The organism is Pannonibacter sp., assembly GCF_051860505.1.
Taxonomy (GTDB): Bacteria; Pseudomonadota; Alphaproteobacteria; order Rhizobiales; family Stappiaceae; genus Pannonibacter.
The window spans coordinates 81,956-105,192 of the sequence record NZ_JBHYDX010000005.1; the positions used below are offsets into that span (position 1 = coordinate 81,956).

The window sequence follows — 23,237 nt, forward strand, 5'->3', positions numbered from 1 at the left end:
TCTATAAAGGGAGGTCATGACGAGCGACAATCCGAAACACGCGCCCGAAGAGGGGGCTGCAACGGGCGACCGGCCATTCTTCTCGGCTGTGCTCACTCCGTACAGATCCCTGGGGCAAAACGGCTTTCTTGTGCTGATGCTGTGCACCGGCGCTGTTTGCCTTGCCCATGGCGTGATGTTTGTCGCCGTTGGGGCCTGGCCGGTGATGGCTTTTTTCGGTCTCGATATCGCGCTGGTCTGGTTTGCCTTCCGCATGAATTATGCCGCTGCCAGGGCCTATGAAGAAATTATCATTCACTCTCACGAGATCGTGATCCGGAAGGTTGGCCCCGGCAAGCGCCTGCAGGAGTACCGGTTCAACACGTTCTGGGTCCGGCTGACGGTTGACAGGCTGGATGATGAAGGGGTGACCCGGATCCTGCTGACATCGCGCGGCGAGGCAGTGCCGATCGGCGACTTTCTCAATCCGCCGGACCGGACCAGTTTTGCCGGGGCCCTGACGGCAGCGCTCGCAGCTGCCAAGGCTGGACGGCACCTGCCGGGTGGGCTTCCCGCATGACCTGGCCTGGGGCCCAGTAGAAAACACCCGGAAAGTGCCATTTTTCAGTCTGGAACCGATCCTGCCTCGCCCCTAGGATGCCTCAAGGCAAAGTTGGGGCATCAAAACATCATGAAACTCTGGATCGGAATGGCTGGCGGCGCGCTGCTTGCGTTGGCCTTGGCTGGCTGTGAAACCGTATCGAAGGAACAGTGCCAGGCCGGTGATTGGGTTGCCTTGGGCCGGGCCGACGCATCGGTGGGCCATCCCTCGAGCCGGATCGAAGACATCATGAAGGATTGCGGCCGGCACGGTGTAACGCCCGATCCGCAGGCCTATTATGTTGGCTGGCAGGAGGGCGTGCAGATTTATTGTACGCCGCTCAATGGCTTCAACCTTGGCCGGGATGGAACATCGAAGTCGAACATCTGTCCGCCGGCGCTGGGCGCTCCCTTCGATTATGCCTATCAGCTGGGCTATCGCCTCTGGTCTGCGCGTAACGAGGTCAAGCAACTGGAAGATCGTGCCAGGTCGCTGGAAAGCCAGATCGACCGGGACCGGTTTTCGCTCAACACAACGGACTGCAACGGTGTGAAGCCGGAAGACCGCGACAATTGCCGCCGCAACCGCGACCGGTTGCGGGATCGGATCGATGATGCCCGCTTCCAGATCCAGGACCTGCGTTGGCGGGTGCTGCAGAAGCAGCAGGATCTGCAGGCGACAGAGTATGCGGTCAATACCGAGGCGGCGCGGCTGTTTCCCGGTTATGGCCGCTGAAGTTGCAGATCGGAACCGGTTCGGCTTCGCCTTGCGACCGGTTCCCGCGTTTCAGGACCGTGGTGGTCGCAGGAAGAGCAACGCGACCAGAACCGGCAGGCCGCTCAAGGCTGCAACCACGATCACGGCCTGAAAACTGAACGCATCGGCAATGAAGCCCATCGAGACATTGCCGATGAAGCCACCCAGGAACAGCGAGTTCATGTAGAGCGCGGTTGCCCGGCCGGGCTTGTCGGGCGCATAGCTCTGCACGAAGGAAATCGCCACGCCGGCAAAGAGCCCGTAGTAGTAACCTTCGATGGCCCCGAGAATGACCACCTGCGTCACGGTTTCCACCTGGGTGAAGGCGCCGAAGGTGAGGATCGCGATGACGGTAGCACCGGCCAGGATCGCCCGCGCGCCGAAGCGTGTGGCCAGCCGTGCCGCGCTGAAGATCGCGATGACTTCAACGATACACTTGGCCGAGATGGCAAGTCCCGGCGTATAGCCGGGAAGGCCGACCTCCCGTACGAAATACAGCGGCATGGCGGCCGTAAACAGCACGTTTCCGATCGCAATCAGCGTGCAGACAAGCGCTGCCAGCAGAAGTGGCCAGTCGATGCCCTCGAGACTTGCTGGACGTGGCGGACGCGGCGGCGCGCGAAAGCCATTCGGAACCGCCAGATGCCACAGCAGCAGCCAGATGGTCGCCAGCCCGGCCGAGATGCTGTAGGCCATTCGGAAACCGACCAGATCGATGACGATGAAAGACATCGACGGGCCAACCACCCAGGCCAGCGACACGCCCATGCGCAGCCAGGCATTGTACTGGGATATCTCGATGCCGGTCTTTTCGGCGTAAAGGCGGCCATAGGTGAACTCTGTCGAGGTTGCGCCATTGGCAACGGCCATAACAGGAGCGCCCAGCGCGATCAGCAGCCAGAACGGCGGCAGGCTGGCGAGCAGCACGGCCATGACCAGATAGGCAATGATCGACACCAGCAGCAGCGGCTTGACCGTGACCATGCGGTCAAGCCGCTCGCCGAAGATCCGGTTCACCACCATCGTCAGCGGCGCGACGATGCCTGCGTAAAGCGCGATCTGCCAGGGCTCCTGGCCAAGGCCCTCGACGATGAAGAACCCCATGACGGGGATCAGCGACGACGTGCACATGGCGCCAAAGAAGACGAGCAGAAGGATCAGCACCGCCTGGCGCGGGAGCTGCAGCACGAAGGACATGGGAAACCGGTTTCAGGCAGGGCGGCAGCCGGGGGCGACTGGCCGCAAATCAGGAAATACAGCCTGAGGATAGTTCCATTTGTCAGCTTTGCACGTGCAAATTTGAATGGATTTAAGCCCTGCCCATGCAGTGTGCACATGGGTGTGCAATTGCCACCGGGATGGCGGCTGGCCATCCCCCCGCACCAGGTCAGACCTGACCTTGCGCTTTCAGGGCCTTCAGCCGATAGAGAGCTTCCAGGGCCTCGCGTGGGCTCATGTCATCGGGTGTCAGGCTATCCAATGCCTCCCGCAACGCATCTGCCTCCGGTGCCGCCACGACGGTGGCGTGTGCCGGGCGGGAAGGCGGTTTTCGTGGAGCGGGAGCAAGTGCGGCAAACAGCGGCAGGTCGTCGATCAGCGTTTCGGCCGGCGCGCGGCGGTCTTTTTCTTCCAGCTGCGACAGTACGGCCTTGGCCCGTTCGACCACGCTTTGCGGCAGGCCGGCGAGCTTCGCGACCTGAATGCCATAGGAGCGGTCAGCAGCGCCGGGTACGATCTCGTGCAGGAAAATGACATCGCCGTTCCATTCCTTGACCGACACCGTGGCATTGGTCAGGCGCGGCAGGCGCTGGGCCAGCGCTGTCAGCTCGTGATAGTGGGTCGCAAACAGCCCGCGCGCGCGATTCACCTCGTGCAGATGCTCGATGGCTGCCCAGGCAATCGACAATCCATCAAAAGTCGCTGTGCCACGGCCGATCTCGTCCAGGATCACCAGCGCCCGCTCGCCCGCCTGGTTGAGGATCGCGGCCGTCTCCACCATCTCGACCATGAAAGTCGAGCGGCCACGGGCAAGGTCATCCGCCGCACCGACACGGGAGAACAGCCGGTCGACCATGCCGATGTGCGCGAAGCGCGCGGGCACATAGGCGCCCGTCTGCGCTATGACGGCGATCAGCGCGTTCTGGCGCAGGAAGGTCGATTTACCGGCCATGTTCGGACCGGTAATCAGCCAGATGCGCCCATGCGCCATGGCCTCGTCAGCTGGTCCCAGATTGCTGTCGTTGGCGACAAAGCTGTTTCCGCCCGAACGGCGCAGCGCCTGTTCAACAACCGGATGTCGTCCTCCCTCGATGGTAAAGGCGAGGCTCGTATCCACCTGAGGCCTGCAGTAGCCATCGTCCTGGGCCAGCTTGGCCAGTGCGGCCGAGACGTCCAGCACGGATAGCGCCCGTGCCGCCGCCTTGATTGCCTCGCCAGCTGCAACGACGGCAGCGGCGAGCCGGTCGAAAATCTCGAGTTCGATCGCCAGCGCTCGTTCGCCTGCACTGGCGATCTTCGATTCCAGATCCGCCAGCTCGGTCGTTGTGAAGCGCATCGCCCCGGCCATGGTCTGGCGATGGATAAAACGCGCCGGATCAGCGGTCATCCGGTCGGCCTGGCCGCTTGGAGCCTCGATGAACCAGCCGAGCACGTTGTTGTGCTTGATCTTCAGCGAGCGCAGGCCCAGCTCTTCGGCGTACTCGGCCTGCAGCCGTGCGATCACCTTGCGCGAAGCATCGCGAAGGTCGCGCAGCTCGTCGAGATTGGCATCATAACCCTCGGCCACAAAGCCGCCGTCACGCTTCAACAGGGGCGGCTCATCGGACAGCGCCCGTGACAGTTCCTCGCCCAGCGCATGCGGGGCTTCAGCAAGATCATGCCGCGCGGCCGAGAGCTCCGCCGGCGTTTCGGCGCCGCGTTCCAGCAGCGCCAGAATGGACCGGGTCGCGGCCAGGCCCTGCGCGATGCTCAGAAGGTCGCGTGGTCCGCCGCGCTGCAGGGCAATGCGTGACAGGGCGCGGGCGAGATCCGGCGCGGCTGCCAGTTCACGCCTGAGCCCTTCACGCAGGATCTCTTCATCGAGAAAATAGGCGACGGAATCGAGCCGGGCGTTGATAGCATCCGGATCCGTCAGCGGCCCGGCCATCCGGCTGGCCAGCAAACGTGCGCCTGCGCCGGTAACAGTCCGGTCGATGGCTGACAGCAGACTGCCCTGCCGGTCTCCACCCAGTGTGCGGGTCAGTTCCAGGTTGGCCCGGGTTGCCGGGTCAATCAGCATGCGTCCGCGTGCCGCCTCGCGCACGGGTGGATCCAGCGGCGGGCGCTCGCCCAATTGGGTCTTTTCTATATAGGCCAGCACGCCGGCTGCGGCTGATAGCTCAGCCCGTGAGAACGTGCCGAAACCATCCAGCGTGCGGACGCCGAAGTAGCCGGCGAGCCGATCCGAAGCCGTGGCGCTGTCGAAAAAGGCGCGCGGAACCGGCGACAGAGCAGCTCCCTGCCCTTCAACGATCTGGCGCAAATCCTGCTCTTGCAACAGCGCATCAGGGATCAGGATCTCACGCGGGTCAATCCGCGCCAGGTCAGCCGAAAGGCGCAGTGTATCGCTTTCTCCGACCTGGAAACTGCCGGTCGACATGTCGATCCAGGCAAGACCGAAAACGGCCTCTTCCGCTCCAGAGCCCATGCGCAGGCGATTGAGCGCCAGCAGGAAATTGTTGCTTCCAGCATCCAGCAGACGTTCTTCGGTCAATGTGCCGGGGGTCACCAGCCGGATGACATCCCGCCGGACAACGGACTTGGAGCCGCGTTTCTTGGCCTCGGCCGGATCTTCCATCTGCTCGCAGACAGCGACCCGGTGACCGAAGGCGATCAGCTTCTGCAGGTAGTCATCGGCCGCATGGACCGGCACGCCGCACATCGGGATATCCTCGCCCAGATGCTTGCCGCGCTTGGTCAGCGTGATGCCGAGCGTGCGCGAGGCGATCTCGGCGTCCTCGAAGAACAGCTCGTAGAAATCCCCCATCCGGTAGAACAGCAGGCTGTCCGGATTTGCGGTCTTGATCTCGATGAACTGCGCCATCATTGGCGTGACGCGCTGGTCCGCTCCTGCGGCGTCAGGCGCAGATGGCTCGGCAGCAGGGTCGTGGGTGACGGGTTCGAATGACATGGCCGGACCGTAGCAAAGCGCTTCCGTCGTTTCATGGCGACTACTGCCTTGTGCTGCCTTGAGCCGGCAATTTTCAGGGGATAAGGTTTGCCTCCCCCCGCGTGGCTTCGCCCTGCCGCCCGATCATACGACGCATCTGCCCAGAGGACCCCAAAGGCCATGTCCGACAACAAGAAGACGCCAAAGACCGGCATCAGTTTCACCGACCAGGAAGCGCTTCTGTTCCATCAGGAAGGCAAGCCGGGCAAGCTGGAAATCACCCCGACCAAGCCGATGGCCACCCAGCGGGATCTGTCGCTGGCCTATTCGCCGGGTGTGGCCGTACCGGTGCGGGCCATCGCCGAGGATCCGAGCCGCGCCTTTGACTACACCACGCGTGGCAACCTCGTTGCCGTGATTTCCAACGGTACCGCCATTCTCGGCCTCGGCAACCTCGGTGCGCTGGCTTCCAAGCCGGTGATGGAAGGCAAGGCCGTGCTGTTCAAGCGCTTCGCCGACGTGGATTCCATCGACCTGGAAGTCGATACCGAGGAAGTCGACGCCTTCATCAACTCGGTCCGCTATCTCGGGCCCTCCTTCGGTGGCATCAACCTGGAGGACATCAAGGCGCCGGACTGTTTCATCATCGAGCAGCGCCTGCGCGAATTGATGGATATCCCGGTTTTCCACGACGACCAGCATGGCACCGCCATCATCGCTGCCGCCGGCATGATCAACGCGCTGCATCTGACCGGCCGCGACATGAAGACCGTCAAGGTGGTCTGCAATGGCGCGGGCGCTGCCGGCATTGCCTGTATCGAGCTGGTCAAGGCCATGGGCATTCCGCATGAGAATGTCATTCTCTGCGACACCAAGGGCGTGATCTACCAGGGCCGCACCGAGGGCATGAACCAGTGGAAGTCGGCCCATGCTGTGCGCACGGACGCAAGGACGTTGTATGAGGCCCTGAAGGGCGCAGATGTGTTCCTCGGCGTCTCCGTCAAGGGCGCGCTGACCGAGGACATGGTCCGAGCGATGGCGCCAAACCCGATCATCTTCGCCATGGCCAACCCGGATCCGGAAATCACGCCGGAGGAAGTCGCTGCCATCCGCGACGACGCCATCGTCGCCACCGGCCGCTCCGACTATCCGAACCAGGTCAACAACGTCCTGGGCTTCCCCTACATCTTCCGCGGCGCGCTGGATGTGCGCGCCACCACGATCAACGAGGAGATGAAGGTTGCCTGTGCCCATGCGCTGGCAGAACTCGCCCGCGAGGAAGTGCCTGACGAGGTGGCGGCGGCCTATCGCGGCAACCGGCCGAAGTTCGGGCCGGAATACATCATCCCTGTGCCCTTCGATCCCCGGCTCATCTCGACCATTCCGCCGGCCGTGGCCCAGGCTGCTATGGACTCTGGCGTTGCTCGCAAGCCGATCATCGACATGGATCAGTACCGGCACCAGCTGTCGGCCCGGCGCGATCCGGTTGCCGGCACGCTGCAGCGCATCTTCACCCGCGTCCGCCAGATGCCGAAGCGCGTCGTCTTTGCCGAAGGCGAAGAGGAGCCGATGATCCGCGCCGCCGTGAGTTTCGTGAACCAGGGCCTCGGTGAAGCCATCCTGATCGGCCGCGAAGACGAGATCCGCTCAGCGGCCCAGGGAGCGGGCATCGATATCGACCGACCCGGCATCCGTTTGCAGAACGCCCGCAACTCCACCCGCAATGCCGATTATGCCCAGTATCTCTATGGCCGGATGCAGCGGAAAGGGTACCTGTTGCGCGACTGCCAGCGCATGGTCAACAACGACCGCAACTACTGGGGCGCGATCATGGTGGCGCGCGGCGATGCCGACGCCATGGTGACGGGCATCACCCGCAATTACTCTGTTGCCCTCGACACGGTGCGCCAGTGCATCGACACCAAGCCCGGCCATCGGGTCATCGGCGTGTCGCTGGTGCTCGCCCGTGGCCGCACCGTGCTTGTTGCCGACACCACCGTGCATGACATGCCGAATGCAGAGGAACTGGCCGATATCGCAGAAGAGGCCGCCCATGTTGCCCGGCGTCTTGGCTACGAGCCGCGTGTGGCCATGCTGGCCTATTCAACCTTCGGCCACCCGAAGGGCGAGCGCGCCGAGCGGGTGCAGGAAGCCGTGCGCATCCTCGACCGGCGCCGCGTCGACTTCGAGTACGACGGGGAAATGGCCGCCGACGTGGCGCTCAACATGGACAAGATGGCGTCTTATCCGTTCTGCCGCCTCACCGGCCCGGCCAACGTGCTGATCATGCCGGCGTTCCACTCTGCATCCATCTCGACCAAGATGCTGCAGGAACTGGGTGGCTCGACGGTGATCGGCCCGCTGCTCGTCGGCTTCGACAAGCCCGTGCAGATCGTGCCGATGGGCGCCAAGGACAGCGACATCGTCAACATGGCAGCGGTGGCCGCGTACAATGTGACGTGACTTCTCCGGCTCCGGCCGGTTGGCGCAACGGAAATGCAAACGGGCCGCACTTTGGCGGCCCGTCAGAGTGCCGACAGTCCGTGTTTGGACTCCGGTCCCTCTCCGTGTCACCCCGGCCAAGCGTAGCGCCGAGCCGGGCACCACTCGCTTCCAGAGCAGTCGTCACGAAGCGCAGACGCTCGCCAGCGAGAGGCTTGCAACTGCTGCGGTCTGACAATCACTGCTCTGCGAACGAGTAGGCCCCGGGTCTCCGCTTTGCTCCGCCCGGGGTGACCCCAGAGGGTTTTGTCCTACTTTAGGCTGGTTACTTACGGGATATTTTTAATTTTCGAAATATCACCATTCAGGACAGTATCCGCGATTGAAATTGCTTCCAACTGACAAGCTTGTTCGCCCGGCATAAACAGAAGATTTACTCTTTTGCCTAGAGCGTAAGCGAATGCCGCCTCCATCAGCGTATTTGCCCCGATATAACCGACAACGCCATTTTTTGTGTAATTTGCGATCAGAACTGCATCAGATGTGCGTATTTCATCAAGATAGTCTCGAATGAATTTGCGCTTTGTTTCTATGGCTTCTGCTTCGGACAAGTCGCTCCAAATGTGATCGGCCTCATCCCGAACTGGAGCAACAGCGACGACACCAAGTGTTGTCAAAGATGCGGCCATTTCCTCCATCGCGTCGATGAATAGCATTGAGCCGCAGATGCAAACACGCATGTTTCGGTTCCCGTTGTCCCGCATTCAGCAAGGGAGCCGGCCTGTTCATTTTGAAACAGGCCAGTCCACTCTCATTCCAGCCCGTCGAACAGGGCCGTCGACAGATAGCGTTCGGCGAAGGAGGGGATGATGACGACGATGGTTTTGCCGGCGAAGTCGTCGCGCTGGCCGACCTTGATGGCGGCCGTCAGGGCCGCGCCGGAGGAAATGCCGACCGGAACACCTTCGATGCGGGCGACTTCGCGGGCGGTGGCGAAGGCCTCGTCATTGCTGACCTTGACGATCTCGTCAAAGACCGACGTGTCCAGCACGCCCGGCACGAAACCGGCGCCGATGCCCTGGATCTTGTGCGGGCCCGGGTTGCCACCGGAGAGGACCGGGCTGTCGGCCGGCTCGACGGCCACCACATGCAGGCCGGGTTTGCGCGCCTTCAGCACCTGGCTGACGCCGGTGATGGTGCCACCGGTGCCGATACCGGACACAAAGACGTTCACCTCACCATTGGTGTCGTTCCAGATCTCCTCGGCCGTGGTGCGGCGATGGATGTCCGGGTTGGCGGCGTTTTCGAACTGCTGCGGCATGACGGCGCCGGGGATCTCGTCCACCAGTTCCTGTGCGCGGGCGATGGCGCCCTTCATGCCCTTCGGGCCTTCGGTCAGTTCCAGTTCCGCGCCGAGGATCTTGAACATCTTGCGCCGCTCGACCGACATGGTTTCCGGCATGACGAGGATCAGGCGATAGCCCTTGGCGGCCGCGACGAAGGCCAGCGCGATGCCGGTGTTGCCGGACGTCGGCTCGACCAGCGTCGTCTTGCCGGCCTGGATGCGACCGTCGGCTTCCATCGCCTCGATCATGGCAACGCCGATGCGATCCTTGACGCTCGAGATCGGATTGAAGAATTCGAGCTTGGCGAGCAGGTTGGCCTTTACGCCGTGCTTTTCGGCGAGGCGGTCCAGGCGCACGATCGGGGTATCGCCGATGGTTTCGGTGATTGAACCATAGATCCGGCCTCGGCCGGGCTTCTTGTCGGACATCATTTTCTCCTGATGCAGGGGCGTCCGCGCTGGGCGCGGCCCCTCTGACGGTGATCCAAGCCTAGGCGGAACAGACAAGCAAGGCGAGAGGACGCATTCCAAAGTTTCGAAGCGCGCGAAATGTTCATCCCCCTGCTGTGCGTCCCAGACAAATACCGTGCTCTGGCAAAGACTGTGCTCCGGCAAAGGCCGCATCTGCCGGGCTCAAGCGGTACCGGTCGAGCCGAACCCGCCGCTGCCGCGCTCCGTTTCATCAAGGCCAGCAACCTCCAACAGCGCTGCCTGCAGCACCGGTGCAATGATCATCTGGGCGATGCGCATGCCACGTGTGACGGTGAAGGGCTCGAGGCCGTGATTGATGAGGATCACCTTCACCTCCCCGCGATAGTCGGCATCCACCGTTCCAGGCGTGTTGAGCACCGTAACGCCGTTTTTCGCCGCCAGTCCCGAGCGCGGGCGAACCTGTCCCTCAAAGCCGCGCGGGATCGCCATGGCAAGGCCGGTTGGCACCATCGCGTAAGCACCTGGAAGCAGCACGACATCGCCCTCGACTGCCGCCAGAAGGTCGAAACCGGCCGCATCCTGGCTCTGGTATGCGGGCAAGGGAAGGTCGGTACCATGGGCAAGGCGCTGGATCTGAACCGATACGGTCATGAAGAGGTTCCCTCTGAACTGTTTCCGCCTTGCTGGCAGGTCAACCGCGCTGGCGCAAGAGGGGCGCGCACAGGAGTGATTGGCCAAAGGCTGCGGTCAGACCCCTGTCCGGGGCGACTGTTCGCTATTGATGAACGATCAGTTGGCGGAAACGGGTATTCATTCACCCCCGAGGCCGGCCTAGTTTACAGCACACCGGTTGCTCCCGAGGTCTGCCATGTCTGCGATTACCCCCCATTCAGCTTCCACCTTTGCCCCGATGTTTCTGGCGCATGGGTCGCCGATGCTGGCGATCGAAGACAGCGCAGCGCATCAGTTTCTGAAGTCGCTTGGCGACAATCTTCCGCGTCCGCGCGCGATCATCGTCCTGTCACCCCATTGGGAGACCGAGGGCCTGCGCGTGTCCGCGCCTGGTCCTCTCCGGACGATTCATGACTTTGGCGGTTTTCCGCGGGCGCTGTTCGAGATCCAGTATCCGGCAAACGCTCCGGAAGCGCTGGTTGCCGACGTGAAGCAGCATCTCGCATCGGCGGGGATCTCTGCAGCGGTTGACGCGTCCTGGGGACTTGATCACGGCGCATGGGTGCCGCTGTCCCTCGCCTTTCCGGATGCCGACATTCCAGTTGTCGCCCTGTCCCTGCCCCTCACCTATGGCCCAGATCAGTTGTTCGATCTCGGCCTTGCCCTAAGTCCGTTGAAAGATGATGGCGTCCTGATCCTTGCAACAGGAAGCACGACGCATAACCTGCGGATGATCATGCCGAAGACGACACCGGCTGTCGATTGGGCCGTTGCCTTCGACAAGTGGCTGGACGCAGGGCTCATGACTGGCGAGCGGGAGAGGATTTCGGATCTCGCAGCCGCTCCGCAGTTCCGTTTGGCGCATCCGACCGAGGAGCATTTGCTGCCCGTGTTCTTCGCGCTCGGAGCCGGAGGGGAAGGCGCGAAGGGTGATCTGATCCATCGCAGCTATGAATATGGCACGCTGTCGATGTCCTATTATCGCTTCGCGGCTTGAGCCGAAGCCGGAGCAGCCCGGCCGCGCATCAGCGTGGCTGGGTGCCGTTTGCGGCCAGAACATCCCCGACCAGATAGAGTGAGCCGCAGATCAGGATGCGCGGCGGCTCGCCATCCTTGGCCGCGCAGGCCCGGATGTCCGCCAGTGCCTGGTCGAGACTGTCGAAGGGGGTGGCTTCAAGGCCTGCCGTCCGGGCGAAGTCGGCCAGTTCGAACGGATCCCTGGCAGCATTGGTCGAGTTGACCGGAACTGTTCCGACATGCCGGACCAGTCCCTCGAAAGCCCGGAAGAAGCCGATCGGATCCTTGGTCGTGAGCATGGCCGAAACCATGTAGAGCGGCCTGGGACTTTTCTCTTCCAACTCACCCATGTAGGCGGCGATGGTGATGGCGGCACCCGGATTGTGTCCACCATCGACCCAGACCTCGGCGCCGTCGGGGCATTTGTCGAACAGCGGCCCCTGCCGCAGCAAATGCAGCCGGCCCGGCCAACGCACGGCCTTCAGGCCTTGTGCAATGACGTCAGCCTCTGGCAACAGCCCGGCCGCCTTCAGTGCCGCGATTGCAACGCCGGCGTTGAGGATCTGGTGGTCGCCGGGAAGTGCCGGCAGCGGCAGGTCGAGAAGCCCATCGTCATCCTGAAACACCATGCGGCCATTCTCGGCCATGGCGGCAAATTCCTCGCCAAAGCGTCCGAGCCGCGACTTTACCCGTGCCGCAGCGCGGTCAATGACCCGGGTGACCTCATCAACCTGCGGTGCCGAAACCGACGGACAACCCGGCTTGATGATCGCAGCCTTCTCGCCTGCAATTTCCGTGAGGGTGTTGCCGAGGAATTTTTCGTGGTCATGGGAGATCGACGTGATGACCGACACGAGCGGGCTGTCGATGACGTTGGTTGCATCCAGTCGTCCGCCAAGTCCGACCTCCAGCAGCAGCACATCCGCCGGTTCCTCGGAAAAGAGCAGCAGGGCAGCCGCCGTGGTGATCTCGAAAAACGTGATCGGATGTCCGTCGTTGGCACGCTCGCAGCGGTCGAGTGCTGCCATCAGGCGCGGATCATCGATGAACTCACCGTTTCCACCCATGCGGATGCGCTCGTTGAAACGGACCAGATGCGGCGAGGTATAGACATGGCAGCGTTTGCCGGCGGCCTCGAGGATCGCCCGCATGGTTGCGGTCACCGAACCCTTGCCATTGGTGCCGGCAACATGGATCACGGGCGGCAGGCGGTGTTCAGGATGGCCCAAGGCTTCGAGCAGACGATGCATGCGGTCCAGCGACAGGTCGATCTGCATCGGGTGCAGGGCGAGCAGCCGGTCGAGAATGGCAGTGATCTGGTCCATGACGCCCTTTCAGGCTCAACAGGGCCGACCCAGGCGGGGCGGGAGGCTTCTGCGTTCTTTCCGCATATAGAGGCGCACAGGTCCTGACAAGCGACTGAAACGGGAACGGCCCGCCGTGTCATAATCACGACGGACCGGGCCCGATTTCAGGTCCTGCGTGAATCAGGCAGCAGCGTCAGAGACGACCTCGTCTGCATTTTCCGGCTCATCCATCTCCGGCAGCTCGATCTGGCGCTTCATCAGGATGCCAGCAAGACGGGCGATGGTGGACTTCATGTCGTGCCGCTTTACCACCATGTCGACCATACCATGGTCGAGCAGGTATTCGGCGCTCTGGAAGTCCTCGGGCAGTTTCTCGCGAATGGTCTGCTCGATGACGCGCCGGCCGGCGAAGCCGATGACGGCACCGGGCTCGGCAATGTGAACGTCGCCGAGCATTGCGTAGGACGCCGAAACGCCGCCGGTGGTCGGGTTGGTCAGCACGACGATATAAGGCAGGCGCGCTTCGCGCAGCATCTGGACCCCAACCGTGGTGCGCGGCATCTGCATCAGGGACAGAATGCCTTCCTGCATGCGCGCGCCGCCCGAGGCGACGAAGAGCACGAAGGGAGTCCTGGCCGCGACCGCTGCCTGCATGCCCGTCAGGATTGCCTCGCCGGCAGCCATGCCGAGCGATCCGCCCATGAAGTCGAAGTCCTGCACCGCAGCGGTGAAGTCCATGCCCTCGACCTTGCCTTGGCCGACATAGACACAGTCGTCCTCGCCGGAGCGGGTGCGATATTCCTTCAGGCGGTCGACGTATTTCTTCGTGTCGCGGAATTTCAGCGGATCGATGGTGACCCCCGGCGTCGGCAGCCGTTCATAAGTGCCGCCATCAAAAAAGGCATCGAGCCGCTTGCGCGCTGGCATGCGCATGTGGAAGCCGGAGTTCGGCACAACCCAGAGATTGGCTTCCAGATCGCGATGGAACACCATTTCGCCCGTTTCCGGGCATTTGATCCAGAGGTTTTCCGGCATCTCGCGGCGCGACAGGAAGTTGCGCAGTTTCGGCCGAACGACAGTGTTGATCCAGTTCACGGCAATATCCGTCCGTTGTTGATCGGTCTATCCCTTAACCTCAGCGGGTCCTTGCCTCAGCGGGCGCGCGCCACGCCGCCGGCAAGCGACGACACAAGGTCAGTGACGGCCGCGACGGTGCGGTCCGTCGCCTTGCCGTGTTCATCCAGGCTTTCGCGGATCGCCTCGACCAGCACCGAGCCAACCACCACGCCATCGGCATGGCGACCGATCTCGGCCGCCTGATCGGCGGTCTTGACGCCGAAGCCAACGGCAACCGGCAGGTCTGTATGGCTTTTGATGCGGCCAACGGCCGCCGCAACGCGCTCCGGATCCGCCGATGCGGCGCCGGTGATGCCGGTTATCGAGACATAATACACGAAACCCGAGGTGTTTTTCAAAACCGCCGGCAAACGGCGGTCGTCAGTCGTCGGCGTCGCCAGGCGGATGAAATTCAGCCCGCCCTTCATCGCCGGAATGCAAAGCTCGTCATCGGCTTCCGGCGGGATGTCGACGATGATGAGACCGTCGACACCGGCTTCCCGAGCTTCTGCAACGAAAGCTTCCGGGCCACGGACATAGATCGGGTTGTAGTAGCCCATCAGGATGATCGGCGTGTCCTGGTCCGACTGGCGGAACTTGCGCACCATGTCGAGGGTCTTGTCCATGGTCTGGCCAGCAGCCAGGGCGCGCTGGTTGCCGCGCTGGATCGGAACTCCCTCCGCCATCGGGTCCGAAAAGGGCATGCCCAGTTCGATCAGGTCGGCGCCGGCGGCAGGCAACGCGTCCAGCACAGCCTGCGACGTGGCGAGGTCAGGGTCACCGGCGGTGATGAAGGTCACCAGGGCCGGGCGGCCCTTCTCGGCGCAGGCCTTGAAGCGGCGGTCGATGCGCGTCTCGGTCATACGGCTTTCCATCCTGTGGCGGGCCACCCGCTGCGGGTTGCGCCCGTTCTGAGCTTGGGCGCGGCCGCACAGGGACCGGCAGCCACGTGTCATCCGGGGGTTGGATGTAGGGGCCCTTCGGGGCTTCTGTCAACGCGAGTCCGCTGCATCGCTGCAGATTTGGCCAAGCGAATAGGACGGGGTCAAGGCCGAGTTATGCACACAGTGCGCTTCAGGGTCGCGATTCCTAGGGGTGCAAGTGCACACAGTGCATGCTTATCTGGCTAACAACAGCACGGTTCTGATCCGTGCCAAAGGGATCCGATCCCGATCCCAAAACCAGAAGGAGCATGTCATGCGTGAACCCGTTTCCGCCCGTCTTGCCCGCATCGGGCGCATTTTCAGTGACAAAGGGTCAGCCCCCCGGCATCAGCGGCGGCCTGAACCCCGCGCTGGCCAGTTCGAGCTTTATCTGTCCGCCATGTTGGCTGGAGGTCTCGGCGGACGTTGAGGCTGATCGGTTCGGAATGTCCCGGTGCCCGAAACCCATGCCGGGATGATTGTACGTGGACGTGCCAGGGGTCATTCCGGCGTTGAACGCCAGTCCATCCCGAGATAGCCGAAGGCTGCCCGCCGCAGACGCAGGTAGAGCGCATCCATATCCGTTTCCCCGGCGGCGGTTGCTGCCTGGGCCAGGCCATGGATGATCGCGATCAGGTCAAAGGCGGTCTGGCCAACGCCATCAATACCGAACCTCTGCAGCAATCCCGTGACCAGGACACGAATGCGCTGCTTCAGCTCGAAGGTCTCTTGATCGAGGGGCAGGCCCGCTTCGAGACGCTCCAGTGTGAAGGCCAGTGCCGGACGTCGTGCGTGATGAAGCAGGCTGGCTTTCAGCAGCATCTCGATGGCCGTGGCAAAGGGGCGTCCGGTTGCCCCTTTGATCGCAGCACCCAGATCCTCCAGCAATTCTTCGTGCAGGCCACGGATCAGGGCCGCGAGGATTGCCTCCTTGGATGGGTAGTACTGATAGAGCGAGCCGATCGACACGCCGGCCCGCTCGGCAATCCGGTTCGTGGTGAACCGGGCGATCCCGTCTTCCTCGAGAATGCGAGCAGATGCCTCGAGGATCGCGTCGCATGTCTGGCGGCTGCGGCCCTGGCGCGGCTGTTTTCTGGGCTTCAAGGCTGTGCTCAAGGTCGCGCCTGATTGCGAGTTGAAGAAAGCGAGTAATTACTCACATTTCAAACAGCAGATGTCCAGCACGAATGGCCGGGCCGGACCGAGGGCTACAGGAGGCTTGCATGTTTGAGATGTTCGATCTGTCCGATCGTACGGTTCTGGTCACTGGCGGTGCGCGCGGCATCGGCCGGGAGCTGACGCGGCAATTGACCGGCCACGGCGCAAGGGTGCTGATTGTCGGCCGCAATGCCGATGCGCTTCAGAAATTGGTGGAGCTCTACCCGGATCAGGTTTTTGCTCTGGACATCGACCTCGCCAATCCAAACGCGGCAGCGGCCGTTTCCGGCTGGGTTGCTCAGGAGCACCCGGACTTGAGTGTCGTGATCAACAATGCCGCGATCATGCGGTATGACGACCTGACCGAGCCGGCAGACACACGGGCAGCCGACATTGCCCAAGAGATCGCGATCAACCTGACAGCGCCTTTGCAACTGAGCAGCCTGCTTCTACCCACGCTGGCGCGCTGTCCGCGAGGTGGAGCGATCGTCAACATCTCGTCCGGACTTGCAATCGCGCCGAAGAAGGACGCGGCGGTCTATTGCGCCACCAAGGCGGCCCTGTCGCATTTCTCGCGCGCCTTGCGCGATCAATGTCGAGCCAAGCAGTTGAAGGTACGTGTGTTCGATGTCCTGATGACTCTCGTTGACACCACGCTGTCCCGTCCGAACAGGATGCGGAAATATGCGCCGGAGGCGGCGGCGCGTGATGTGCTGAAGGCCATCGCCCAGGGCCGGGAAGAGGTTCTCGTAGAAAAAGTAAAACTGCTTGCTGCCATCAACCGGCTCTCGCCCAGCCTGGCGCGGCATATGATGCGTGGGGCCTGAGACAGCGATATCCGACAACAAAAACCCCTCCCAAAGTCTGTGCCCGGGGAGGGGTTTTCAGTTTCGGCGAACCATCAGCCTCAGTTGGCGCGCGGCGCTTCCTGGGACATGTTCTGGCGGTAGAGCTGGGCGAAATCGATCGGATCCAGCATCAAGGGCGGGAAGCCACCGTTGCGGGTTGCATCAGCCAGGATTTGACGGGCAAACGGGAACAGCATGCGCGGGCACTCGATCATGACGAACGGGTGCAGGTGCTCCTGCGGCACACCGGTGATGCGGAAGAAACCGCCATAGACCAGCTCGACGTTGAACATCAGGAAATCGTCGCGCTCGGCACGAGCGGTCAACGACAGGACCACATCGAACTGGCCTTCACCCATCGGCTGGGCGCTGACATTGACGGCGATGTCCAGCTTGGGCTGCTCGCCCTGCGCCAGCGAACGCGGGGCATTCGGGTTCTCGAAGGAGAGATCCTTGATGTACTGGGCCAGGATGTTCATGCCCGGCACGGCGTTCTCGTCTTCCGGAGCGGCAGCGCCGCCGTCATTGATGTCGGTCATCGTCAATGGTTCCGTTGTCACCTGCCTCCCCGGGCGGGGTGGCAATTGCATGGGACCGCTGCAGCTTGGTGCTGTCAGAGGATCGTGACCGGCTGGCTAGCACGTTCACGGCAGACGAGACAAGAGGACAGGCCTTGCCTTGCCGCCAATTCCGGCACAGATACTGACACATGACAGAAGATGTAGAACCCGGTTTCCTTCTCGCGCACCGTCGTCTCAAGCTGGATACGCTGGTGCGGCTGCGCTGGCTTGCGGTTGGCGGCCAGACCGTCGCGCTCCTCGTAGTGCATCTCGGGCTTGGCTATCCGGTGCCCGTCGCGCCGGCTTTTGCACTTGTCGCGCTCTCGGCCTGGGTCAATGTCTTTCTCAAGATCCGCTCACCCGCCACCTTGCGCCTGTCTGACCGCTCGGCTGCAGTCCAGCTCGGCTATGACATCCTGCAGATGTGCGGGCTGCTCTATCTGACCGGTGGGCTCGGCAACCCCTTTGCCTTTCTGCTGCTGGCGCCGGTGATGGTATCGGCGACCGGTCTGTCCGGCCGGCTCACCCTGGCGCTGGGCCTGCTCGCGACGGGCTGTGCGACGCTGCTGGCCTTCTTCCACATGCCCCTGCCCTGGCCGGATGCAGCCGTTTTCGCCCTGCCGATCGTCTATTCTGTTGGCGTCTGGATCGCGCTGGTCTGTTCGCTTGCGTTCATGGCGGCCTATGCGTTCCGGGTTGCCCTGGAAGCCCGTCAGCTGGCAGATGCCTTGGCGGCGAGCGAGCTGGTTCTGGCCCGCGAACAGCATCTCAACGCGCTCGATGGCCTGGCCGCCGCAGCTGCGCATGAACTGGGCACGCCGCTTGCCACGATCTTTCTCACCGCCAAGGAACTGAGCCGCGAGTTCGAGCCGAGTGACCCACGCGCGGAGGATGTTGCCTTGATCCGTTCCCAAGCCGAACGGTGCCGTGACATCCTGCGCCAGCTGACGACCCTGTCCAGCGACAAGGACATGCATTTCCAGCGCATGCCAATGTCGCAGCTGATCGAGGAGGTTGTCGAACCCCATCGCGGCTTTGGCATCGCGATCAGGGTTTCCATGGCAGGAGAAGGCGCGGAGCCTGTCGGCTCGCGCAATCCGGCAATTCGCTATGGTCTTGGCAACCTTCTGGAAAACGCAGTCGACTTCGCCCGTACCACAGTCCAGGTAAGCTCAACCTGGGATGCACGCACCGCCCGCATCTCGATTTCGGACGATGGTCCGGGCTTTTCCGCAGACGTATTGTCGCGGATCGGTGATCCTTACATTTCGTCGCGAACCGTCCGCAACCCTGCCAATCACTCAGGGGGCGGTCTTGGGCTGGGCTTCTTCATCGCCAAAACCCTGCTGGAGCGGACAGGTGCACGCTTGTCGATTGAAAACCGGCCGCCACCGGAGACGGGTGCGATTGTCCGGATCACCTGGCCCCGGACGAGCATCGAGGCGCAGGGCAATATGGACCCGGCGCAGGATTCCGGCCATAACTCCTTCAATGTTCCCGGCGCCTTGCTGCCGTGAACCGGGAGGATGTGACTAACGTACACCCGTGAAAACAGGATTGCAGGACCCATGACCGATCCCGAGCTTCGCCAGATCGAGGCCGACGACAAGAGCCTCCTGATCGTCGACGATGACAAGGCCTTCCAGACGCGGCTGGCCCGTGCCATGGAAAAGCGTGGCTTTGTCACCGACTGTGCTGACGGCGTTCGGGAAGCGGTTGCCCGGATTTCGGCCTCTGCCCCGGCCTTCGCGGTGGTGGACATGCGTCTTGGCGACGGCAGCGGGCTCGATGTGATCGAGGCCCTGCGGCAGCACCGCCCGGACGCCCGGGCCGTGATCCTGACGGGATACGGCAACATCGCCACCGCCGTCACCGCTGTTAAACTTGGCGCAATCGACTATCTCTCCAAGCCGGCTGACGCCGATGATGTCTTCGTGGCGCTGACGCGCGAGGGCGATGCAAAGGCAACCCCGCCGGAAAACCCGATGTCGGCAGACCGGGTGCGCTGGGAGCATATTCAGCGGGTCTATGAGATGTGCGAGCGCAATGTGTCCGAGACAGCGCGCCGGCTGAACATGCATCGCCGGACCCTGCAGCGCATTCTTGCCAAGCGTGCGCCTCGGTGACAGGTCGCGCAAGCTCCACGCCAGTCTGACCCTCCATTTTCGCCAAATGCTTGCCACGTTCTGTTTCTACAGCGCGTCAGGACATGTGCTTTTGGCGCTCCCTTGAGCCTGTGCCATTGCGCGCGCGCGCCTGGGGCGGCTAAATGCCGCGACAGGAACGTGCGATTTCCCCGGTGTCGCGAGAGTTGCAGCGGGCAAGGAAGTGAGGGTCGGATGCTGTCGAACTGGAACGCCGCAAAGCTGGAGCGTGACGTGGCATCCCGCAGCGCCAGGTCGCGGGTCGAGGTCGCCTGTGTGCTCGCTGGCAGCCTGTTGGCATCACTCGCCCTCCCCGTCGCCGGGATGGCCCAGACGCCGCCATCGCAGATGCGGATCCAGGTGGTTCCGGCCGAGCCCGGTATCCGCTCGATCTTGCTCAACAAGCGCTATCGCCCCATCATTTCCCGCGGTATCGAGGGGGCTGTTATCGAGACAGCGCCCGGCGGCGGCGATACGGCGTCGGTCGGTTGCCAGGTCGAACTGGAGGTAACGCTCGAAAACAGCCGGGTCCTGCGCCGCAGCGCGGACATTTGTGGCTCGGGTGGCACAGTCGTCGTTGACGTCAACAAGGATCCCGGTCCGGGTCGCGCCCGGGTTGTCGGAACGGATGCTGTGCCTGTTGCCCCGTCTCCCGGGGCTGCTACCGCGCCAAAGGCCCAGGCTCCGTCGTCGCCTCCTGCACCGCAAGCTGAGACGAAGCCATCGGTTCAGCCTGCCCCGCAACCGCAGGCCCAAGCGCAGACCCAGCCGGCAGCACCCCAGCCTGCCCCGCAGACGGCTCCGGTCGAGGTTCCCTCCGCTGTAACCGAGGCGCTGGGCCGGCAGCAACAGACTGGCCAGCCGCTCGGCCAACCGGCCCCAGGTCAACAAGTCACGTCAGGCCCAATATCGGGTACCATCCCCGGCGCGGCGCCCATCTTGCCGGCCCTCCCTGTCGAGCGCAGCTGGAGCGTCACCGGCACGCAGCTTGGGTCGCAGTCTGCGGTGCTCGTGCATGCCGGGCCACATGGAACGGACCTGGATTTTCAGGCCACCTGTACGCCGCAGTCGGGCGTTGCCACACTGCGCCTGATGCGTCCGTCGCCGGGAACCACACCGGGCGCAATGGTTCCCGTGACCATCCGTGCGGATGAGTTCTATGCGACCTATGACGCGGTCGGCACCGTTGTGGCCGGCCAGACCGTGCCGGAGTTCAATGTCAGTCTGACGGATCTCCTGTGGGACGCGATGGCACGCAAGGTGCAGCTTGATGTCATCGTCGATGACGTATCGCAGGCCGTTTCGCTGAAAGGCAGCGCGCAGCCGGTCCGGCTGTTCACCGCGACCTGTGCCGAGCCGCAGAAGATCGTCGAGGACAGCCAGGATCCCGCGCTTGCCAGTGCAGGGGAACTCTCCTGCGCCGAATTCGGATCCGTTCGTTCGCTGGATGGCGGCTTTCGCGGAAGGATGCTGTTTCGCAATGCGCGCATTGAACCGGTTGATGTCTTCTGGATTGACTACGCCGGTGCGCAACGTTTCTACGCACGGCTGCTGCCCGGACAAGTCCTTGATCAGGAATCCATCCTGTCCAATGCCTGGATGGTGACGGCGGCCAGCGGTCAGTGTCTGGGACTTTATGTCAGCCGAGCCCCGCGTCAGGATGTGGTTGTGGGCAATCGGGTGTCTGGCGGGCCTTCTCCCCTCGGGTCTCCGGCGCCTATGTCCGCAGGTCCCCTGCCGCCCGCCCCGGTCGGCGGCGTTGATTCGGTCAATTATCTCTGCACGGCCGGCATTGACCTTCAGGTGCAGTTTGACGGGGCTAGGGACATTGCTGTTGTGACCGAGTTTGGCCAGATCTCCGTCACCTTGCCCCGTGTCCCGAGTGGCTCAGGTTTCCGTTATGAGAGCAGCGGTTATAGTCTTGCCGGGCAACGCGATAATGCAACCTGGTCGCGTCCTGGTCTTTACGATGCATTCTGCGCGCGCAATTGATGGCTGAAAAGGTTAAAGCGAAACACGTATATCCCTAGGTAATGAAAGGAAGAATTTACCTATCAAGAACAAACTGCTTCTAGGTAAGAAATAACCGGGAAGTCAGAACATGTCTTTTACCCGCCTGCCCCTGGTCTGGAAAATCTCCATACCGATTTTCACGATTTTCGCCTTCACCGTGATCCTAGGTCTTGTCAGCCTGAACGCGCTGAACACGGCTATGCTCGATGAGCGGTTGAATTCGATCCGGGCCATCTCCAAGGCATCGCAGGCGATCGCGGCTGGGTATCATGCCAAGGAACAGAGCGGCGCGATGACTCGCGACGAGGCGCAGGCCGCCGCCAAGGAGGCGATTGGCGCCATGCGTTTCGACGGCGACAACTACATGTTTGTCTATGACGAAGCCGGCAAGAACCTCGTTCACGTCAACGCCAAACTCGTCGGCACCGATATGAGCGGGGTCAAGAGCCAGGACGGTACGCGCATTGTCATGGAGTTGATCAAGGCAGCGCGCAATGGCGGTGGCTCACTGGTCTACGACTGGCCGCGCCCTGGCAGCGATGTTGCCATCGACAAGTGGAGCTGGGCGGAAGGTTTTGCTCCCTGGGGCTGGATGATTGGCACGGGTGTCTATGTAGATGACCTTGATGCAGCGTTCTGGAGCCAGGCGATGGTGATTATTGCCATTGCTGCCGTGGGTGCTGTCATCGCCGGTCTTGTCGCTGTTGCCGCTGTGCGCAGCATCGGCCGGCCGATTGCCAACCTGACTGCAAGCATGAGCCGCCTTGCCGAAGGCGAAAGCAACATCACTATCGAGGGCGCGAACCGCGGCGACGAGATCGGCCACATGGCCGCTGCCATGCAGATCTTTGTCCGCAACGAGCAGGCCCGCAAGGCTCTCGAAAGTGACCAGTTGTCCCGTCAGGAAGAAGCACTGCGCCGCGGCGAGGAAGTCCAGCGGTTGAGTGCCGACTTTGACAGCCAGATTACCCAGATGATGGGTGTCATCGAGCAATCGGTGAAGAAGCTGCAGGACGCATCTCACGAGATGATCAGCGGCGCCGAGCGGACCACGCGTCAAACGGAAACCGTGACATCCGCATCGGAACAGGCTGCCCGCAACGTCGAGACCGTCGCGGCCGCTGCCGAGGAACTCTCCGCATCCGTCGCTGAAATCCGGCGCCAGGTGCAACAGTCGACCCAGATTGCCTCGAAGGCTGCGGCGGAAGCCAGTTCCAGCAACAGGCGCATGACGGGCCTGTCGGAAGCCGCTGGCCGCATCGGCGAAGTCGTGACGCTGATCCAGGCGATTGCCGAGCAGACCAACCTGTTGGCGCTGAACGCGACCATCGAAGCGGCCCGTGCCGGAGAAGCGGGTCGAGGCTTTGCGGTCGTCGCGGCGGAAGTGAAGGAACTGGCGACCCAGACCTCCAAGGCGACGGAAGAGATCTCGAGCCAGATCTCCGCGATCCAGTCGGAAACCGAGAAGGCCGCCCAGGCGATTTCCTCGGTGACGCAGATCATCGACCAGATGAATGACATCGCCGGATCCATTGCCTCGTCGGTCGAGGAACAGGGCTCGGCAACCTCGGAAATCGCCCGGAATGCAACCGAAGCCTCGCGCGGCACAATGGAAGTGACGTCCAACATCGGTGAAGTGTCGCGCGCTGCCGAGACGACCCGCGTGACCGCCAGCACGGTGGATGCTGCGGCCCAGCAGCTCGAGCAGAATGCCGGCCAGTTGCGCCGCCAGGTCGCTGACTTCCTTGGCGGTGTTCGTCGTCAGGCTTCCTGAATT

20 protein-coding genes are annotated in these 23,237 nt (G+C 62.7%); 10 read left to right on the forward strand and 10 right to left on the reverse strand.

What is annotated here, in order from left to right; translation table 11 throughout:
- Window positions 1-16: 16 nt before the first annotated feature.
- Together ACTIFE_RS05135 and ACTIFE_RS05140 are read left to right on the forward strand one after the other, a co-directional pair.
- Window positions 17-559: a DUF2244 domain-containing protein gene (locus tag ACTIFE_RS05135; RefSeq protein ID WP_439528087.1), complete on the forward strand. Its 543-nt coding sequence runs from the start codon at window positions 17-19 to the stop codon at window positions 557-559.
- Window positions 560-670: 111 nt separating this feature from the next.
- On the forward strand, window positions 671-1,315 hold the full coding sequence (locus tag ACTIFE_RS05140) for a DUF2799 domain-containing protein (protein ID WP_439528088.1): 645 nt from the start codon (window positions 671-673) through the stop codon (window positions 1,313-1,315).
- Window positions 1,316-1,366: 51 nt separating this feature from the next.
- Here ACTIFE_RS05140 and ACTIFE_RS05145 read toward each other — a convergent pair whose 3' ends face one another.
- Both ACTIFE_RS05145 and mutS read right to left on the reverse strand, forming a co-directional pair.
- Window positions 1,367-2,533: an MFS transporter gene (locus ACTIFE_RS05145; protein ID WP_439528089.1), complete on the reverse strand. Its 1,167-nt coding sequence runs from the start codon at window positions 2,531-2,533 to the stop codon at window positions 1,367-1,369.
- Window positions 2,534-2,723: 190 nt separating this feature from the next.
- The gene (gene mutS / locus ACTIFE_RS05150) at window positions 2,724-5,504 is read right to left on the reverse strand and encodes a DNA mismatch repair protein MutS (protein ID WP_439528090.1); all 2,781 of its coding nucleotides are present in this window, start codon (window positions 5,502-5,504) and stop codon (window positions 2,724-2,726) included.
- 159 nt (window positions 5,505-5,663) lie between these two features.
- Here mutS and ACTIFE_RS05155 point away from each other — a divergent pair, with 159 nt between their 5' ends.
- Complete coding sequence (locus ACTIFE_RS05155; protein WP_439528091.1) at window positions 5,664-7,946, forward strand: NADP-dependent malic enzyme; 2,283 nt, start codon at window positions 5,664-5,666, stop codon at window positions 7,944-7,946.
- A 308-nt stretch (window positions 7,947-8,254) separates the two neighbouring features.
- Here the strand turns inward: ACTIFE_RS05155 and ACTIFE_RS05160 are convergent, their stop codons facing one another.
- The 3 genes from ACTIFE_RS05160 to dut all read right to left on the reverse strand — a co-directional run bounded on the left by ACTIFE_RS05160 (window position 8,255) and on the right by dut (window position 10,353).
- Window positions 8,255-8,665: a hypothetical protein gene (locus ACTIFE_RS05160; protein WP_439528092.1), complete on the reverse strand. Its 411-nt coding sequence runs from the start codon at window positions 8,663-8,665 to the stop codon at window positions 8,255-8,257.
- A gap of 71 nt (window positions 8,666-8,736) precedes the next feature.
- Window positions 8,737-9,702 (reverse strand): cysteine synthase A, encoded by a 966-nt coding sequence (gene cysK / locus ACTIFE_RS05165; protein ID WP_439528093.1) that lies wholly within the window; start codon window positions 9,700-9,702, stop codon window positions 8,737-8,739.
- 201 nt (window positions 9,703-9,903) lie between these two features.
- Window positions 9,904-10,353 carry a dUTP diphosphatase gene (gene dut, locus ACTIFE_RS05170; protein ID WP_439528094.1) on the reverse strand — a complete coding sequence of 150 codons (450 nt, stop codon included), beginning with the start codon at window positions 10,351-10,353 and terminating at the stop codon, window positions 9,904-9,906.
- 217 nt (window positions 10,354-10,570) lie between these two features.
- Between dut and ACTIFE_RS05175 the strand changes: the two genes are divergently transcribed.
- A complete protein-coding gene (locus ACTIFE_RS05175; RefSeq protein WP_439528095.1) occupies window positions 10,571-11,371 on the forward strand; it encodes a DODA-type extradiol aromatic ring-opening family dioxygenase in 801 nt (266 codons plus the stop codon).
- A gap of 28 nt (window positions 11,372-11,399) precedes the next feature.
- Here the strand turns inward: ACTIFE_RS05175 and ACTIFE_RS05180 are convergent, their stop codons facing one another.
- The 3 genes from ACTIFE_RS05180 to trpA all read right to left on the reverse strand — a co-directional run bounded on the left by ACTIFE_RS05180 (window position 11,400) and on the right by trpA (window position 14,677).
- A complete protein-coding gene (locus tag ACTIFE_RS05180; RefSeq protein WP_439528096.1) occupies window positions 11,400-12,716 on the reverse strand; it encodes a bifunctional folylpolyglutamate synthase/dihydrofolate synthase in 1,317 nt (438 codons plus the stop codon).
- 162 nt (window positions 12,717-12,878) lie between these two features.
- Window positions 12,879-13,793, reverse strand: coding sequence for an acetyl-CoA carboxylase, carboxyltransferase subunit beta (accD, locus tag ACTIFE_RS05185; protein WP_439528097.1), 915 nt, complete (start codon window positions 13,791-13,793; stop codon window positions 12,879-12,881).
- A 56-nt stretch (window positions 13,794-13,849) separates the two neighbouring features.
- On the reverse strand, window positions 13,850-14,677 hold the full coding sequence (gene trpA, locus ACTIFE_RS05190; protein ID WP_439528098.1) for a tryptophan synthase subunit alpha: 828 nt from the start codon (window positions 14,675-14,677) through the stop codon (window positions 13,850-13,852).
- A 334-nt stretch (window positions 14,678-15,011) separates the two neighbouring features.
- Here trpA and ACTIFE_RS05195 point away from each other — a divergent pair, with 334 nt between their 5' ends.
- Window positions 15,012-15,167: a hypothetical protein gene (locus ACTIFE_RS05195; protein ID WP_439528099.1), complete on the forward strand. Its 156-nt coding sequence runs from the start codon at window positions 15,012-15,014 to the stop codon at window positions 15,165-15,167.
- Between the two features lie 71 nt (window positions 15,168-15,238).
- Here ACTIFE_RS05195 and ACTIFE_RS05200 read toward each other — a convergent pair whose 3' ends face one another.
- Window positions 15,239-15,841 carry a TetR/AcrR family transcriptional regulator gene (locus ACTIFE_RS05200; RefSeq protein ID WP_439528100.1) on the reverse strand — a complete coding sequence of 201 codons (603 nt, stop codon included), beginning with the start codon at window positions 15,839-15,841 and terminating at the stop codon, window positions 15,239-15,241.
- 119 nt (window positions 15,842-15,960) lie between these two features.
- Between ACTIFE_RS05200 and ACTIFE_RS05205 the strand changes: the two genes are divergently transcribed.
- Window positions 15,961-16,722, forward strand: coding sequence for an SDR family NAD(P)-dependent oxidoreductase (locus ACTIFE_RS05205; protein ID WP_439528101.1), 762 nt, complete (start codon window positions 15,961-15,963; stop codon window positions 16,720-16,722).
- An 80-nt stretch (window positions 16,723-16,802) separates the two neighbouring features.
- On the opposite strand, the gene secB is transcribed toward ACTIFE_RS05205, so the two are convergent.
- Window positions 16,803-17,282: a protein-export chaperone SecB gene (secB, locus tag ACTIFE_RS05210; RefSeq protein ID WP_439528102.1), complete on the reverse strand. Its 480-nt coding sequence runs from the start codon at window positions 17,280-17,282 to the stop codon at window positions 16,803-16,805.
- 170 nt (window positions 17,283-17,452) lie between these two features.
- Here secB and ACTIFE_RS05215 point away from each other — a divergent pair, with 170 nt between their 5' ends.
- From ACTIFE_RS05215 to ACTIFE_RS05230, 4 genes are all read left to right on the forward strand, one after another.
- Window positions 17,453-18,820, forward strand: coding sequence for an ActS/PrrB/RegB family redox-sensitive histidine kinase (locus ACTIFE_RS05215; protein WP_439528103.1), 1,368 nt, complete (start codon window positions 17,453-17,455; stop codon window positions 18,818-18,820).
- A gap of 51 nt (window positions 18,821-18,871) precedes the next feature.
- On the forward strand, window positions 18,872-19,429 hold the full coding sequence (locus ACTIFE_RS05220) for an ActR/PrrA/RegA family redox response regulator transcription factor (protein ID WP_106754433.1): 558 nt from the start codon (window positions 18,872-18,874) through the stop codon (window positions 19,427-19,429).
- A 213-nt stretch (window positions 19,430-19,642) separates the two neighbouring features.
- Window positions 19,643-21,439 carry an MliC family protein gene (locus ACTIFE_RS05225; RefSeq protein ID WP_439528104.1) on the forward strand — a complete coding sequence of 599 codons (1,797 nt, stop codon included), beginning with the start codon at window positions 19,643-19,645 and terminating at the stop codon, window positions 21,437-21,439.
- Between the two features lie 109 nt (window positions 21,440-21,548).
- Entirely contained in the window at window positions 21,549-23,234 is a 1,686-nt protein-coding gene (locus ACTIFE_RS05230) for a methyl-accepting chemotaxis protein (RefSeq protein ID WP_439528105.1), read from the forward strand.
- Window positions 23,235-23,237: the final 3 nt, after the last annotated feature.

Excerpts from the sequence above, each read along its gene's own strand:
- ACTIFE_RS05135 (WP_439528087.1), top strand. The coding sequence starts at position 17 with ATGACGAGCGACAATCCGAAACACGCGCCCGAAGAGGGGGCTGCAACG.
- ACTIFE_RS05140 (WP_439528088.1), top strand. The coding sequence starts at position 671 with ATGAAACTCTGGATCGGAATGGCTGGCGGCGCGCTGCTTGCGTTGGCC.
- ACTIFE_RS05145 (WP_439528089.1), bottom strand. The coding sequence starts at position 2,533 with ATGTCCTTCGTGCTGCAGCTCCCGCGCCAGGCGGTGCTGATCCTTCTG.
- mutS (WP_439528090.1), bottom strand. The coding sequence starts at position 5,504 with ATGTCATTCGAACCCGTCACCCACGACCCTGCTGCCGAGCCATCTGCG.
- ACTIFE_RS05155 (WP_439528091.1), top strand. The coding sequence starts at position 5,664 with ATGTCCGACAACAAGAAGACGCCAAAGACCGGCATCAGTTTCACCGAC.
- ACTIFE_RS05160 (WP_439528092.1), bottom strand. The coding sequence starts at position 8,665 with ATGCGTGTTTGCATCTGCGGCTCAATGCTATTCATCGACGCGATGGAG.
- cysK (WP_439528093.1), bottom strand. The coding sequence starts at position 9,702 with ATGATGTCCGACAAGAAGCCCGGCCGAGGCCGGATCTATGGTTCAATC.
- dut (WP_439528094.1), bottom strand. The coding sequence starts at position 10,353 with ATGACCGTATCGGTTCAGATCCAGCGCCTTGCCCATGGTACCGACCTT.
- ACTIFE_RS05175 (WP_439528095.1), top strand. The coding sequence starts at position 10,571 with ATGTCTGCGATTACCCCCCATTCAGCTTCCACCTTTGCCCCGATGTTT.
- ACTIFE_RS05180 (WP_439528096.1), bottom strand. The coding sequence starts at position 12,716 with ATGGACCAGATCACTGCCATTCTCGACCGGCTGCTCGCCCTGCACCCG.
- trpA (WP_439528098.1), bottom strand. The coding sequence starts at position 14,677 with ATGACCGAGACGCGCATCGACCGCCGCTTCAAGGCCTGCGCCGAGAAG.
- ACTIFE_RS05195 (WP_439528099.1), top strand. The coding sequence starts at position 15,012 with ATGCGTGAACCCGTTTCCGCCCGTCTTGCCCGCATCGGGCGCATTTTC.
- ACTIFE_RS05205 (WP_439528101.1), top strand. The coding sequence starts at position 15,961 with ATGTTTGAGATGTTCGATCTGTCCGATCGTACGGTTCTGGTCACTGGC.
- secB (WP_439528102.1), bottom strand. The coding sequence starts at position 17,282 with ATGACCGACATCAATGACGGCGGCGCTGCCGCTCCGGAAGACGAGAAC.
- ACTIFE_RS05215 (WP_439528103.1), top strand. The coding sequence starts at position 17,453 with ATGACAGAAGATGTAGAACCCGGTTTCCTTCTCGCGCACCGTCGTCTC.
- ACTIFE_RS05220 (WP_106754433.1), top strand. The coding sequence starts at position 18,872 with ATGACCGATCCCGAGCTTCGCCAGATCGAGGCCGACGACAAGAGCCTC.
- ACTIFE_RS05225 (WP_439528104.1), top strand. The coding sequence starts at position 19,643 with ATGCTGTCGAACTGGAACGCCGCAAAGCTGGAGCGTGACGTGGCATCC.
- ACTIFE_RS05230 (WP_439528105.1), top strand. The coding sequence starts at position 21,549 with ATGTCTTTTACCCGCCTGCCCCTGGTCTGGAAAATCTCCATACCGATT.